Raw genomic sequence first — 14,989 nt, forward strand, 5'->3', positions numbered from 1 at the left:
TTGAGCACAGCCTCGGTTCTTTAAATCGGCACGTCAGAGGCATCAGCCGGCAGCAAGAAGTTTTTCGCTCAGAGCCGCACGGGCAAACTCACTTGGAGTCATCCCCTCGGCAGCCGCCCGTCGACGAATGGCCTCCTTCATTCCCAGAGGAATCTTGACCGACAGCGTTGCCGTCCCCTCACCTGAGAGTGGGGGCCGTCCATGCACGATCCCACCAACGGTGTGTTCGCCATCCGGAAACTCTCCGCGCTCGTACGACTCGCACCACGCGTCAATCATTTCATCCGTTACAACCTGACCATTAGCGGCCGTATACGTCTTGCCCATCATCGACCCCTTTGCCGAGCCCGTTCAATCTCCTGCCAAAATTTCTTCTGGACTGGAGACAAGGCATGAATGATAAGCCCCCACGGACAAGCTCGACCGCGACAAGCTCCACGCTTCGTCCGTCTGGGAGCCATCCAATCGCAAGCCATCTCAGCGGCTCGCCCTTCGGCTCGCGACGAATGCACTCAGTAACCGCAAGCCAAGCGCTAAGCACCTGCTTTTCCGTCAGGTGCTTTTTAGCGTTGGGATGGATCTCAACATCCATGCATCTTCTCCTCCATCTTACCCAATTTCGTATGACGAAAGTCCGCTGTCGCCAATTCTTAAGCCGGCACGCGTTGGAGAGCAGGGGTCGAAACAATGATTGAAGGACGCTCTAGTACGGCCCAGGCGCCGGGGCAGGAGCACATACGCCAGGGACGTACGTTTTCGTAGCATACGAGGACATAGCCACGTGCATCGATAAAGGCGATATCGATGGGATAGGCCATAAAACACGTATGGACCGAAGAGCAGCGTGGAAACGCCATGACGAGCGGCAAGCCGTTGGCGGCAACCGGATGCCGTCCCAGCATGCCGCGCAGGCGCACGACAAACGACTCCGCCACCACAAACTCCGCCGGCGTCCAACCCAGCCTATTGAGTGCCCGCGCGTAGGCGATGTAGGACGAGACCGCGGTCACATGACCACCCCCGGGCGCCATGGATCGACCGTCACCGCGCGCTCGTGCGACAACGTTGTCGGCGCCCCCAGCGGAACGCCAGCGATGCTGAGAGAAGTCGGCCACGGCTCATAGTGCATGGTGCAGGTGTAGGTCCTAAACGTGCCGGAAAGCGAAAGCAAACCGCCATCCGATGTCGTCGCACCCTGTTCGCTCGAGACCTCGATCAGCAAGTCATAGCCTTCCATGGCATGTTGGATCTGAGCCTGAACGGTCGCGGAAGCATCGATGGAGCTGCCATCGCCCTCCCCGCTCGGCGCCACGGCATGTGCTAGCACGATATCGGGCACCACGCGATCGAAGCGTGCGACCGCACCGGCAAAGACCATGACGTTGTACACGATAAGCGCCAGAACCAGCAGGACGGGCGTGACCACGGCCATCTCGACCGTCGCCTGGGCGCACTCCTCGCACAGGCGCGTGCGGATGCCCATTACGACCCACCGCCCAGGGCACCCGCCAGTGTGGTGACATCGACGGTAAGTGGGATGGAACCGCCGCCGGGCAGCGGAATCTCCGCAAGCGTGAACGTCGTGCCGCTGATGGTGCGCTCGACTTGATATTCCAGCGCTTCGCAAAGCGCCTTGGGATCGGTCACGCCCAACGGAATACTTCGCAGCTTGTCTTGCGCTTGAGAGAGACCGGCAATGTCAGACCCCGGGCTCTTAATGACGTTGGCGGAATCAGTCAGCACCGGCTTTCGCAGGCGCAAGTCGCACGGCTCCAGATCCAACGCCGCCACGGACGCCGAAACGGTATCGCCGAGCCACGATGCGATGGAGCCCAACGCGCCGCTGCCCCCTCCTAGGCCTTTAATCATCTCGTCCATAAGTTCGTCGGCCGAACCTTGGATGTCTCCGTATCCCACAAGCAGCCGTCCCCAGACATCCATGACGCCATCGAGTACGCCGGCAACGCCACCCGAGCGTTCCTTCAATGTCGAGAAAAATCGCGAAAGCACGTTGTTTTGCGCCGTCGCCTCATCGGGCGCCAGCACCGCGGCAGAGATGGCACCGCGATCGCCAAGCCTGACTGCCGTGTTAAACGAAGAGTTGAGCTCATCGGGGCTCGAGATGGCACCCGAAACCGCAAAGGCAACCACGCCGTTGCGACCGGGAGGAGCGATACGCGGACGCTCGCCCGAAAGCGCTTTGATGGCCTGGTCAAACGCATTGCTCGCACGGTCGGTCTCGTCTTCGGTCTGACGTTCGAGCTCGAGCTCTTTGTTGCGGCATTCGACGTAGCCTTCCAGGGCGTCTTTAAACTTGTCAAAGTGATACTCGAAGCCGTTTTCGATAGAGGTTGAAGGCGCCGCAACAGCACCAAGCGACGAAACGCCAAAATGGCATTTGCTGCATTTATCCTGTCCATCGTAATCGGCAACCGAAGCAAATCCGCTCGGCGTCCCTTTCTTATAGTTAGGGCAGGTCGTCCCGTAATGCAGATACGCCTTGTCATCGTTCACGCTCGTCGGCCACACCGCATCGGTATAGAGCTCCGTCGCCCGAACCTCATCAGAGTTGCGCGGCAGCAGCGGAATATAGGAGGAAACCCTGTCTCCGTTCTCGGTTATATGTGCCCGATCGACCTCCGCGCTCGCATAGGTATAAAACGCCTTACGCGCCGCAGACTCTGCCTTCATCTCGACACTCGAGCCGTGGGGCTTCTCATTTGTCAGACGCCAATGGTAGTAGTCCTTCGCGCGATCAAGGGCAACTTGGGGCTCCCACGTAACGCTCGATGAGTAATGCGGATTTTGAACACCGGAGAGATCCGTTAGGCTTTTCGCACGCTCCCACATGCAAGAACAGCTGCCGACCGAGCCCTTGTCAGACCCACCACAATCCGCCAGCCAAGCACGCTCTTTAGCCTTCGCCGTGTCCTCAGAAGCCTTCCGCAGCTCCTCGGCCGCACCCTCTAAATCATCTGATGTGTCTTTAATGGTATCGGTCGAGATCTCTGACCCTTTGAGCGCAGCGAAGTCAGACTCGGATGTCCTGGGCACGGCAAGCGCCGTACCGGTATAGGTCACACTATCGGTATCCTGCGCCGACACCGCCTGCGTGGCACGCGCGGCGATCAGATACGGCAGGGCCGTCTCGATTTTCTGTAAGCCTTCCGATGCGCTTTTGGCAAACTTGTTGCGCGTTTTAATGATCTCGATCCCGGTGTCGACCATATTGCCGGCAACCGGCTCGGCACCCGGGATGAGGATGGCGACCAGGCCCGTCCCGATCGTGGCAAACCCCGCCAGCCCCAGACTCAAGATGCTCGCATCAACCACCGTGGCAGCCGTGTGATAGGACGACACTACGTTGGCACCCGCCAGCGCGCCACTATCAGCCGCCACCTGGGTATCCCCGGCACGCGACATGCTCCATATCGCCGCGGTCGACGAAAACAACAATGTGAGCACCACTAGGATGACCACGGCAGAAGAAAGCGTGGTATAGGCGCCGTCTTCGATAAACAGATCGACACCGGCTCGACCCATAAAGCCGCCTCGCTTGCGATGGCAGCTCGGACGGTGCGTCAAAACGCGTCTAGACCAGAAACGCTTAATCCCATGCAGCAATCCACGAATCATAATCTCCCTCCAGCCATTCGGGACGCGATTGATACGAGACATCGACCTTGAGCTCAACGTAGCCGCCCTCGGCGGTACCACCCATAGCCTGCGCAAACGCACCGATCACAGGCAACGGCTTGACCTCGCCGGAAACGGACACGGACGAGACGCCACCCGCACCGGCCCGGCCAAGCTCGATATCCCACGACAACGGCCCGCCGGCATGAAAGATCGAAACGTTGGGCACTGCGGCAAGTCGGCGGCGGGCGAACTCCTTAAGATCGTCGTCCTCCGCCGTCGTCGTGGTCATGAGCCGCGCGGTCTCGGCGGCGGCAGACTCCATGACCGCGCGCGTATAGAGCAGGCACACCGGTTGCAGCGCGAGAAGGATGAGTGTCAGAAACGTCGGCAGCAAAAAAGCGGCCTCGACCGTAGACTGCGCCCGGTCCTCGCGCGCGGCATCAATACAACGCGATGTCCTTAGCGGCCGCAGCGGCGTCGATAACCGACGTCGAGGCAACGCCATGAGATGCCGCCCGCTCAACCAGCGCCGCCAAGCGCCCATCGGTGCCGGCACGCCAAAGTCCCGCGATCGCCAGCACGATCGATAACAGCGCCACCGTGACGATGGCGTATTCGACCGTCGCCTGGGCAGATTCCTCACGCAGGACATCATGCATTTCACGATCCCTCCTTTGAGTCCGTTGCCTGCGGGCTCAGGCGCACGGCGCGCAGACGACACGAAGCATCGCCAGCATCCGCGGCAATTGTCACCATATCGACCCAGCCGCGTCCGTCGCGCACGATGGCGCCCCACACGTTTCCCTTGATGTCGAGATAGCCGCTCAGAGCAAGTTGCGCCGTGGGTACCTCGCGATAGGCACGCAGCATATCCGCCGCCGCTTCGGTCATCGGTCGGTCCTCGGACCATGCAAGCCGGACCGCAATCGCGTTGCCCTCAGGCGAATCCGTCGCAGTGCCAGACCGCTTGTCGAGCGTCCGCTGAAAGGTTTGCGCCGTGACAGCGACATCCGAATCGTCCGCATCTCGCATCTCATCTTTTTGAGACGCCACCGCCGAATCTGAGCCCAAATCGGAGGCGGTCCCAGGACGCTGCTGCCGCGCGGCGTTAAGCCCCCAAAGCACCGCCGCTATCGCCACGGTCAGGCAAGCAAACACCAGCAGCACCCCGATGGGGCGCTCGCCCTCTACAGGCTGTTGATGCCCTCGCTGATCGCATCCCATAGCTCTTTAACCTTGCCTTTAAATGCAACGATGGCAATAATCGCGATCACCACAAGTACGCCCACTAAAATGGCGTACTCGGTGGTACCCTGCGCGCTCTCCTCCTGCAACAGTTCCTTGGCATGCTGGCGAGTGTGAATCGCCCGGCAAAAAGCCCAGCTCCAAGCCTTGTCAGCAACTTCGACCATCGTGTTCATGTATTCCTCCCTACATCATCCCGCCTGCTCCCAGCAGCGGGCCCAATATGGACAGAAGCAACGCCGGCAAGATGAGCGTGCCGGTGGGAATCAACAGCTTGACGGGCGCACGCTCGATCTCGCGCTCGACCGCGGCGCGATGAGCCGCACGGATCTCGCGACTTTGAGCGGCCAGCGTCTCGGCAAGTGGGGCACCCAGGGCGAGCGCCTGCCCCACCGTGATGGCAAAGGTCTCGAGCGCTCGCACGTCCAGGTCGCGCGCGGCGGCCAACAACTCGTCCTCACGCGTGCCCACGCCCACCTGCCACGCCATGCAGGCGCGCTCAAGGCGAAGAGCCAGCACTGACCGGCGGTTGGCGCAGAAAATCTCAAGCGCCGCATCAAACGAAAGACCGGCCGAAAGACCCAAGCGCACAACATCGATCATCTCGGACACTTCGCCGAGCGACACTCGCGCCGGGCCGCCCGCTCCAACCGCGCCCTTCACTCGCGCGGTCAGAGCATCGACCACCGAGCGACCCGCGGCAGCGACCAGCACCGCCTCGCGCTTGCAGGCCCCTGCGATCTTGCGTGCATCCGCCCGATCAAAACCCGTCGCGACAAATACACTCAGGGCGCACAGGCAAGCCGCAACTGCAACCGAGGCGCTCATAGCTCCACCCGCATAATGCGCCGGATAACCACCAGGGCAACGGCGTTGAGGGCAAGACCCAGCACCACAGCGCCCGCGCCGGCAGGCGTCGCAAGACCGCGACGAAAATCTGCCGAAAGCAGCGCCAACACCGCGCACATGCCCGCCGGCATCGCCGCGACCATATGCGCAGACATGCGAGCCTGCGACGTCTTAACATCCAGGCGGCGCTTGAGCTCAATGCGCTCCCCCACCATGCTCGACGCCTCGGACAGTAAGTCGGCAAGCGGAGCGCCGGTGCGCTGAGACACCTTAAGCGCCAAGGTCACAAGCGAAAGACCGGGGGCGTCGATACGTACGAGCAAGTCATCGAGCGCGTCGGTCGCCGAGATGCCGCAATCGATCGCCGCCGCCACCCGCAAAAACTCGGTATGCACTGGCTCTTGCGCATGAGCGCCCACAAAGCGCATGCCCTGGGCCAGCGAATGTCCCGAGGCAAGCGACATGGAAAGTGCGGTAAACGCCTCGGGCATCGCCTCTTCTGCATCGTGTTGCTCGCGCCGGCTCTCAAAGCCATCCCGGGCGGCACCAACGGCAAACGGAGCAACAAGTCCCAAGGCAAATCCGAGGGGCGATAACGACACCATCGTTAGTAAAACGCAGCAGACACCGCTCGATAGCAGCAGAAACGCCAAACGTCCCGAAGCATCTTCGATCACGAGGCCAAGGCGATGCGCCGGAGCCAGCGATGCCCACGAACGGGCGATCTTTTTCAGCAGATCGTTTTCCACCAGCTCACGCGGCAGCTTCTCTGCCACCGTCTCGAGCGCCTGACGTGCCAGCTCCGCCGGCGGTACCTGCGGCACACGAGGTTCCGCCCCGCACGCCGTCGCGACAGAAAGCCCTGCCAAGCCCCCTACGACGAGGGGCACAGTGATCTCCATTCGTCCACCTCCTCTTGTGTGAGCGTCCCCGACCGCAGGCCTTCTGCGATAAACGGCGGCTCGCGGTCAAGCGTCCAGGTGCGCTCGGCGGCATCGAACGTCACATAGCGCTCGAGCTCTACGCCGCCCGATGCGGCGCGTCGCACCCCCGAATACGAGGAGACGAAGCGCCTGCCATCGGCGTGGCGCTCGGACATCACGATACCGTCGAGTGCCATGGCAATCTGCTCCTCGATGAGCTCGCTCGGCAGATCGATGCCATAACGTGCAAGCAACGTCAGACGCACCACGGTCTCCTGTTCTGAACCCGCATGAAGCGTGGTGAGCGACCCGTCGTGGCCCGTGTTCATGGCCTGCAACATGTCGCAGCACTCGGCACCGCGCACCTCGCCCACCACGATGCGGTCGGGGCGCATGCGCAGGGCATTAGTCACCAGGTCGCGGATCGTCACCGCGCCCTCGCCCTCAATTGAAGCCTCGCGCGCCTCTAGGCGCACAACGTGCGGATGATGCGCAAACTTGAGCTCGGCAGAGTCCTCGATCGTCACGATGCGCTCGCCGGTGGAAATCTCACATGACAACGCGTTGAGCAGGGTGGTCTTACCAGATCCCGTGCCTCCCGCAACCGCCAAGTCCTGTCGCAGCGACACCGCACACGACAGCAGCTGCGCATACCAAAGCGGCAGCGATCCCAACCCCACGAGCTCGTCCAGCGAGCAGATACGGTCCGAGAACTTTCGGATGGTGAGAATCGGTCCGTCAATCGCCACAGGCGGAATCACCGCGTTGACGCGATAGCCCGTTTTAAGGCGGGCGTTGACGATGGGGCTGCGCTCGTCGATACGGCGGCCAAGTGGCGAGATAATGCGGTCGATAAGCACACGGATCTGCTCATCATCCTCAAACGCATGCTCGATGGGGTACAAGACGCCGCCGCGTTCAAAGAAAGCCGAGCGGCAGCCGTTGATCATGATCTCGGTAACGGTGTCGTCCTCGATGAGCGGCTGCAACGGCCCCAAGCCCACCACGTCATCCAAAATCTCGTCGATGATGGCCTCGCGCTCGGGCGTCGCGAGATCGGTCGGCTCCTCAACATTGAGCGCCGCCTCCACCGCAGGACGCAATTCCGAGCGGGCAAGTGCCGGGTCGATATAGGCGCTGATACGCGCCACTTCGTCGTAACCCATGCGGTCCATCACGGCGCGCTTGGTGCGTCGTTTCACGGCGCGGCGACGCCCCGCATCTACAGGCGCTGCCGCCGCCGCAGCGCCGGCAGCCTTAATCCTCGTTTGCAGGCTCATCGCTGATCACCCTCGTGCGACCAGGGAAGGCGGATACGCGGGCGTTCGGTGCGCATTGCACGGTCGGCGACCATATCGCTCCAAGGGCCGACGGCGCACCCCAGTTCCACGAGCATCTCGCGCGTGGCCTCGCGCACGCTGGTCGCAAAAGCGCTGGTCTGCCCCACTGCCTCGTCAGCACGCCCAAACGCCATGAGCGCGGCGAGATCCTGCCCGCCATCGGCGATACGAATCTTGGAGCTCAACGCACAGGCAATCTCAAAGCGCATAGCGACGTCCTCGTCTGCCCCGCGCGCACCGAACCGGTTGAACACGGCGCTCATACGCGTGCGCGGCACACCTACTCGACTTGCCAGTTCAATGACGCGCGACGCCGATGCCGCGGACGACACCGCCGCATCGCCAACGACCAGGCAACGGTCGCTCGCCGCCACCGCAGCCGCCACGGCGTCGCCCCAAAAGACCGAGGTATCGATAAAGACCACGTCGGATTCGCGACGCAGGACATCAAGCAGTAGCTCCACCGGACGTGCCATGAGCTCGGCTTGCTCGGGCGCCGCGACGGGACCCCAGAGCGTAACGCCCGGCGCCACGCGCATCGATGTGGCTACGATATCCGGCTCGGTGAGCGCGCCCGCCGCCGATGGCTCGATAAGTGCCGCCATATCGCGCGGAGCATCGACGCCTAACAAGTCGTAAAGGTTTCCAAACATCAGGTCCAGGTCGAGCACGGCGGCACGCAAGCCCAACAGCGACGATGTGTGTGCCATGGCGGCAACGATCGTCGACTTGCCGCAACCGCCCGAACCCGAAATAGCGCAGATGACTGGAGCTCGATGCGGCGGAGCGGTAGCGTCTGCCGGCGGCATCGGAGGCGGCGGGGCGGGCGTCGGTGACAGCGTCCCCGTCTCCCCCGCCGCAACCACGTGCTGCGTCCAAGCCGGCATGGCTGCTTGTTCGGTCTGCGAGGCAGGCTCGTTCTGCGCAATCTGCTCATGCTGCATCAGCGACAACTCGCCGCACCCGGCAAGGCCCTCAACTTCGTCGAGTTCATCCGCCAGATTCACGCCGTGCACGTATCCCATATCTACTGCCGGGGAGTCGCCAGCATGCTGCGCCGGCCCTCCAGCGTCATCGTATACAAGGGGGTTCCGGGGGCGCCGACCATGCTCGGCTTCCGCTTTTCCATAATCATCAACACGCGGGCCTCTTGTAGCGCGAGGCGCCCCGGGTTCCCTATCAACAAAAGCATCGGGCTCAATCGTCATGCGCCGATCGGAATCAACCGCTCCCTCGCCCGCGCGCCCGTTGCCGCATATACTGTGTGCAGCGATGACCTCGGTCGCCCCCGCGCGAAACAGCCCCTCGATATCCGACGGATCGAGCGCTTCTATCAACACGACCACGCGACTCACGCGGCCTTCGGCCGTCAGGCGCGCAACAGTCTTGCGCACATCTTCGGTATCAAACAGAGACGCCGCGATGATGGCAGCCCCGCGGCGCGACGGAAACGCCCGCGCCATGGAAACCAGCCCGTCCAGGTCACCCACGCGAAGCACCTGTGCACCCGCATCACGGCCCTCGACTTCCCGCTGCAACAGCCCGTAATCGCCGCACGCGCAGCACGCAAGCCAGATCGCCTTCATCACTCGTCGCCTCCGCTCTTTTTGCCGCGCGCCGTGGCGGGAATCGTCAAGCTGACCGTTCCCTTGCCCGAGGCTCCCAGCAGTTCCTTGACGTCTTCGGGGTCAGCCGCCAGCGTCACCCATTCGATCTTGCCCTCGCGCGTGGCACCGGAATCCTCACTGGTATCGATCACGTACGCGCCGCACAGCCGATCGGTCACGCCGTCTTTTTGCACATACACATCCACGTAGCTGCCCACGCCCGTAGCACCGCCGACCGAGTGCTCGGCATCGACCGCCACCGAAACGGCGACCTTGCCCTTAGGCACCTCGAGCTTGCGGCTCTCGGCCTTGGTGTAGACATTGCAGATCACGGCGTTTTTGGGAATACGCGAAGTCGTCACGTCGCCGCGCACCTGGCGCAGCTCGGTCGCTGCGTCACGCGGCAGCAGGCTCGTCAGCCATTCCTGGGTTATGACATTGGTCTCATCGAGGGTCTCGCCCACATCGATATCGCGCGCCGCGACGCAAACTTCGACGCGATCGCCACCGTACTTGGCCAAGGTCTCAGCCTGGACCTGTTCGGCTTGCGAGCGGATCGACGAGCCGTAAACCATGCAGAGCAGAGCAGCGAGCACGCCCGCGACCAGACTGATGGCGATGCGCTTGCTCTTGTTCACGGCCGCTCCTCTCATGGCAGTGCCGGGCGAATGCCCGTACCACCATTGTCTGGGCGGTCAGAGTGCAAAGCGGCGCAATCGCAATCTTGGTTTTCGATGTCAAACCAATCGCTGACCAAAAGCTGACCAGCCCGTCAAGCTCGTGGCAAGGTTTTGGTCAGCACGTCAGCAAACTGCATGTTTCGAGGCTTTTCCACAGCAAAAAAGCCGTCTCCCGAACAGTTGGGAGACGGCTGTCATAGGAAAAATCAATTACAGATGGACATCGGGATCGAGCATTTGAGCACTCACGCGCATGGATGACGCCAGGTTTTGGAACGTTTCCAGACGCAGGCTATCGATCTGCCCGGCGTCCTCGGCCTCGCGAACGGCGCAGCCCGGCTCATGGACATGCGTGCAATCGCCAAACCGGCACGCGCGCGATGCCTCGACAATCTCGGGGAAAGCGCGCGCCAGACCCCGCTCGTGACCCACGAGCGGCAGGCTACGCAGGCCCGGGGCATCGGCGATCACGCCGGCGTCGCCCGGCAGTGCCACCATCACGCGCGCGACGGTAGTGTGACGGCCCTGATCGTCGCGTTCGCGCACACCGCCGGTCGCCAACGTATCGTGGCCCAGCAGCGCATTGAGCAGCGTCGACTTGCCGGCACCCGACTCGCCCAGAATCATGGCGCAGCTCCCGGCGGGCACGCAGGCACGGACCTCGTCCAGGCCGCGGCCCTCGGCAGAGGACGTCACGATCACGCGCACGTCCGGACCCACCAGGCGGCGCACGCGGTCCAGATCGCGCTCGAGTTCCTCGGCATCGCAGCGGTCAGCTTTGGTGAGTACCACCACCGGTTCGGCATCGCAGTCGAGCGCCAACACCAGCGAGCGCGCCACGCGGTCGAGCAGCACCTCGCCGGCACCGAGCGCCTGCACGATTAGCACGCTATCCACGTTGGAGCAGAGCACCTGACGCTCCCCGCGGGCACGGCCGCGCCAACGCTCAAAGCTCGTACGGCGCGGCAGCACGCACTCAATCACGCCCATATCGTGCCCGGGAGCGCGGCGCACCGCCACACGATCGCCCACGGCAGGCAGCAGGACCTCGTCCTCGCCGCGTGACTTGGCAAACCCCACAGCATGCTCGGCACGAAACGTGTCATCGGCAGTCGCCACCAGTGGAAACCCGCGATCCAAGCGCACCACGGCGCCAAGCTGCATCTGCTCGGGCTCCTCGGCATGTGCGCAGAAATCATCAAAGGCAGCCTGCTGGGCTTCATCGACCGGCAGGTCATCAAACGCCGGAACATCCTGCAGCGCGTCGAGCCCCGGCACGCTTGCCAGCAGCTCCTCAGCAGGTGCGGGAGCCTCGGTCGCGAGCTTCCGACGACGATTGCGCTTAGCCCGCGCCCCCGTCGTCTTTTTCTTCGCCTTAGCCTTAGCCTTAGCCACAAACGCCTCCCAGCACCAAAAATCACAACTGAGCAGGTATTTTCCCACAAAAAAGAGTCGGTCGAGCAAATGCTCGACCGACTCACACACTTTCCCTCAGCCTTTATCATCCACACGGGAGAAAAGTCAGCAACGTCACCGCAGGGCCCGCCCGCCGAGAGGGGTTTCCAAAGGGCACATCCTTTATTCAAAACGAGCGGCCGAGCAATTGCTCGGCCGCTCACCTTCTTTCCCTCAGCCCTTTTTCATCCGCGCGGGAGAAAAGCCAGTAAGGATACCGTAGGGCCCACCCTGGGAGTGTTTTCTTCTGAGCGATCCCGCAGCGCGAAGCGCGAGGACCAGCGAAGAAGAAAACACGCAGGGGCGGGCCCGGACAGGTTAACTTACTCCTTCTCGACCGCGCGCATGATCGCCTTGTAGATCTCCATCAGCGGGATGATCAGGAAGGCCAGGCCCAGGGCAGCGACAACGCCCTTGAGCTCAAGCGTCACGGGGCCAAAGAACATCTCGGCAAGCGTCGGCTGCACGGTCACGATCACCGTCAGCACCAGTGCCAGCGCGGCGGAAGCCCACAGCCACTTGTTCTGCTTCTTCATGGTGAACAGCGACGCACGACGGCTGCGCATATTGAAGCAGTGGAAAATCTCGACCATGTTGAGCGTGATGAACGCCATCATCACGCCTTCCTCGTCGGCATTGCCGGCGATCATATCGGCGATGTGGATGTAGCCCATGTCAAAGTACACGCCCACAAAGAAGCTCGCCAGCACCAGCGCGGTGATGATTAGGCCCTGGACCACGCAGTCCAGACCCATATGTCCGGCAAAGACACCGTCCTTGGCGTTGCGCGGCTTGCGCTTCATGATGTCGCCCTCGGCATCCTCCATGCCCAGCGCAAGCGCGGGGAAGCAGTCGGTGACCAGGTTCACCCACAGCAGCTGCACCGGCTGGAAGATGGTAAAGCCGATGAGCGTGGCGATAAACACCGAGAACACCTCGGCAAGGTTGGCCGAAAGCAGGAACTGGATGACCTTGCGGATGTTGTCGTAGATGCGACGACCCTCTTCGCAGGCGCCGATGATGGTAGCGAAGTTGTCATCGGCAAGTACCATGTCGGCGACGTTCTTGGTGACGTCGGTACCGGTGATGCCCATACCAACGCCAATGTCGGCGCGCTTGATGGACGGGGCGTCGTTGACGCCATCGCCCGTCATGGCCACGATCTGGTCGCGCGACTTCCAAGCCTCGACGATGCGTGTCTTGTGCTCGGGCTGGACGCGGGCGTACACGCCGTAGTCCTCGATGTGCGCGTCGAGTTCCTCGTCGCTCATGCGATCGAGGTCGGCACCGGTGATGGCCTGGCTGCGATCGGCGACGATGCCCAGCTGCTTGGCGATGGCCACGGCGGTGTCGATGTGGTCGCCCGTGATCATGACGGTGCGGATACCGGCGTCGTGCGCCTCGTGGATAGCGTCGGCCACCTCGGGACGGACCGGGTCGATCATGCCGGACAGGCCACAGAAGACCAGGTCATGCTCGAGCGCAGCGGGGCTGCAGTCGTCGGGAACCTCGGTGTAGGTGCGGCTTGCCAGCGCCAGTACGCGCAGGGCCTCGTCGGCCATGGCCTTGTTGGCCGCCACGAGCTCGGCGCGGCGCTCCTCGGTCAGGGGGACGACCTTATCGCCCTCGTAGATATGGGTGCACAGGCCGATCACCACGTCGGGCGCACCCTTGGTGTACTGCTCGTACTCGCCATCCAGGGTCTCGACGACCACGGACATCATCTTGCGGCCCGAGTCAAACGGGGCCTCGCCCACGCGCGGATGCTCGGCAGTCAGGCCAGTGAGGCCCGCCTTGCCGGCGTCGTTGACGAGCGCGCACTCAGTCGGCTCGCCCACGGCCTCGCCCAGCTCCTCGTCCCACTGAGCATCGGAGCACAGCGCCATGCCGGCCAGGAACTTCTCCTTGGGCGCAGCGAGCTCGTGCTTGACGACGGTCATCTTGTTTTGGGTAAGGGTACCGGTCTTGTCGGAGCAGATGGTCTGCGTGCAGCCGAGAGTCTCGACGGCAGAGAGCTTGCGGATGATTGCCTGGCGCTTAGCCATCTTGGTCACGCCAAGCGATAGCACGATGGTCACGACGGCGACCAGGCCCTCGGGGATGGCAGCGACGGCGAGCGAGACGGCGACCATAAAGGTATCGAGCAGGGCGGTCGGGTCGGTAAGAACGTTGCCCACGCCGTGGCGGATGATATCAACGCCAAAGATGACGACGCAGATGACGATAACCATAATGGTAAGGATGCGGCTGAGCTCGGCGAGCTTCACTTGCAACGGCGTGAGCTCTTCCTTGGCCTCGGCCAGGGCGCCGGCGATCTTGCCCATCTCGGTGTTCATGCCGGTGCCGACCACGACGGCGCGACCACGGCCGTACACGACGGTGGAGCCCATATAGCACATGTTCTTACGGTCGCCGAGCGGCACGTCATCGGTGCCCGCAGCGAGCTCGATCACGTTGGCGTGCTTCTCTACGGGCACGGACTCGCCGGTGAGCGCGGCCTCTTCGATCTTCATCGTGGCGCTCTCGAGCACGCGGCAGTCGGCCGGGACGGAGTCGCCCGCCTCGAGCATGATCACGTCGCCGGGCACGAGCTCGGCGCTCGGCAGGTGCACGAGCTTGCCGTCGCGCAGCACCTTGGACTGCGCCGCACTCATCTCCTGCAGGGCCTCGAGGGCCTCCTCGCTCTTGGCTTCCTGGACCACGCCCAGCACCGAGTTGACGATAACGACGAACATGATGATGGCAACATCGGCAAAGTCGGGCTCGCCCTTGACCATGCCCGTGAGCGCACTGATGACGGCGGCAACGATCAGCATGATGACCATGGGGTCGGCCATCTGCTCAAAGAAACGCTTCCACAGCGGTGTCTTCTCGGCTTCCTCGAGCTTGTTAGGGCCTGTCTTGGCGAGGCGCGAAGACGCCTCGTCGTTGCTCAGGCCGAGGTTCTCATCGACACCTTGGTCGCTGAGCACCTCCGCCGCGGCGGACAGGTATTCCTTTTGCATATAGAGTCCCCTCCTGGGATTCGGGCCACTCAGCAGATTGATGCCCGATCATAATTCCCAGGAGAAGGGCAAGGGCTCATCAAGGCTGCCGTGCTGAGCGGCAGTTGATAGTGGAGCTATGGTACCCCAAAGCGACGCGTCTAGCCAAAACAATCGGTTTGGAAATATGGTCCGCACGCAACGGTGCAGACCGTGTGATGCTCAACATTGGTAAAACGTTTTTTCTTCGGCACATCGCCAAACTGA

The 14,989-nt window shown here is 62.6% G+C and carries 16 protein-coding genes; all 16 read right to left on the bottom strand.

Annotated features, from left to right (window positions below; translation table 11 throughout):
- Nucleotides 1-42: 42 nt before the first annotated feature.
- Nucleotides 43-327 carry a ribbon-helix-helix domain-containing protein gene (locus tag DWY03_RS02435; RefSeq protein ID WP_035137167.1) on the bottom strand — a complete coding sequence of 95 codons (285 nt, stop codon included), beginning with the start codon at nt 325-327 and terminating at the stop codon, nt 43-45.
- Entirely contained in the window at nt 302-592 is a 291-nt protein-coding gene (locus tag DWY03_RS02440) for a hypothetical protein (RefSeq protein WP_117773219.1), read from the bottom strand. The genes DWY03_RS02435 and DWY03_RS02440 overlap by 26 nt, the downstream gene beginning before the upstream one ends.
- Nucleotides 593-650: 58 nt before the next feature.
- A complete protein-coding gene (locus DWY03_RS02445) occupies nt 651-1,010 on the bottom strand; it encodes a DUF192 domain-containing protein (RefSeq protein ID WP_231500755.1) in 360 nt (119 codons plus the stop codon).
- Complete coding sequence (locus DWY03_RS02450) at nt 1,007-1,483, bottom strand: hypothetical protein (RefSeq protein ID WP_117773223.1); 477 nt, start codon at nt 1,481-1,483, stop codon at nt 1,007-1,009. Before DWY03_RS02450 ends, DWY03_RS02445 begins: the two co-directional genes overlap by 4 nt.
- Nucleotides 1,483-3,543, bottom strand: a complete 2,061-nt coding sequence (locus tag DWY03_RS02455; RefSeq protein WP_117839812.1) for a hypothetical protein — start codon at nt 3,541-3,543, stop codon at nt 1,483-1,485. Before DWY03_RS02455 ends, DWY03_RS02450 begins: the two co-directional genes overlap by 1 nt.
- Before the next feature lie 64 nt (nt 3,544-3,607).
- The gene (locus DWY03_RS02460; protein WP_117839813.1) at nt 3,608-4,144 is read right to left on the bottom strand and encodes a TadE/TadG family type IV pilus assembly protein; all 537 of its coding nucleotides are present in this window, start codon (nt 4,142-4,144) and stop codon (nt 3,608-3,610) included.
- Nucleotides 4,080-4,298 (bottom strand): hypothetical protein, encoded by a 219-nt coding sequence (locus DWY03_RS02465; RefSeq protein WP_117563704.1) that lies wholly within the window; start codon nt 4,296-4,298, stop codon nt 4,080-4,082. Before DWY03_RS02465 ends, DWY03_RS02460 begins: the two co-directional genes overlap by 65 nt.
- Nucleotide 4,299: 1 nt before the next feature.
- The gene (locus DWY03_RS02470; protein WP_147334497.1) at nt 4,300-4,863 is read right to left on the bottom strand and encodes a hypothetical protein; all 564 of its coding nucleotides are present in this window, start codon (nt 4,861-4,863) and stop codon (nt 4,300-4,302) included.
- Nucleotides 4,827-5,060, bottom strand: a complete 234-nt coding sequence (locus DWY03_RS02475) for a hypothetical protein (protein ID WP_117583818.1) — start codon at nt 5,058-5,060, stop codon at nt 4,827-4,829. Before DWY03_RS02475 ends, DWY03_RS02470 begins: the two co-directional genes overlap by 37 nt.
- A 10-nt stretch (nt 5,061-5,070) precedes the next feature.
- Complete coding sequence (locus tag DWY03_RS02480; RefSeq protein ID WP_117759583.1) at nt 5,071-5,712, bottom strand: type II secretion system F family protein; 642 nt, start codon at nt 5,710-5,712, stop codon at nt 5,071-5,073.
- Nucleotides 5,709-6,635 (bottom strand): type II secretion system F family protein, encoded by a 927-nt coding sequence (locus DWY03_RS02485; protein ID WP_117563706.1) that lies wholly within the window; start codon nt 6,633-6,635, stop codon nt 5,709-5,711. Before DWY03_RS02485 ends, DWY03_RS02480 begins: the two co-directional genes overlap by 4 nt.
- The gene (locus tag DWY03_RS02490) at nt 6,608-7,936 is read right to left on the bottom strand and encodes a CpaF family protein (protein WP_117839815.1); all 1,329 of its coding nucleotides are present in this window, start codon (nt 7,934-7,936) and stop codon (nt 6,608-6,610) included. Before DWY03_RS02490 ends, DWY03_RS02485 begins: the two co-directional genes overlap by 28 nt.
- Entirely contained in the window at nt 7,933-9,582 is a 1,650-nt protein-coding gene (locus tag DWY03_RS02495) for a P-loop NTPase (protein WP_117839816.1), read from the bottom strand. The genes DWY03_RS02490 and DWY03_RS02495 overlap by 4 nt, the downstream gene beginning before the upstream one ends.
- Entirely contained in the window at nt 9,582-10,241 is a 660-nt protein-coding gene (cpaB, locus tag DWY03_RS02500; RefSeq protein ID WP_231500753.1) for a Flp pilus assembly protein CpaB, read from the bottom strand. Before cpaB ends, DWY03_RS02495 begins: the two co-directional genes overlap by 1 nt.
- 252 nt (nt 10,242-10,493) lie before the next feature.
- Nucleotides 10,494-11,678 (bottom strand): ribosome small subunit-dependent GTPase A, encoded by a 1,185-nt coding sequence (gene rsgA, locus DWY03_RS02505; RefSeq protein ID WP_370446041.1) that lies wholly within the window; start codon nt 11,676-11,678, stop codon nt 10,494-10,496.
- 383 nt (nt 11,679-12,061) lie between these two features.
- Nucleotides 12,062-14,743, bottom strand: coding sequence for a cation-translocating P-type ATPase (locus tag DWY03_RS02510; protein ID WP_117773233.1), 2,682 nt, complete (start codon nt 14,741-14,743; stop codon nt 12,062-12,064).
- Between the last annotated feature and the right edge of the window lie 246 nt (nt 14,744-14,989).

The sequence above is a fragment of the Collinsella sp. AF23-2 genome (assembly GCF_003459245.1).
In the GTDB taxonomy this organism is placed as follows: Bacteria; Actinomycetota; Coriobacteriia; order Coriobacteriales; family Coriobacteriaceae; genus Collinsella.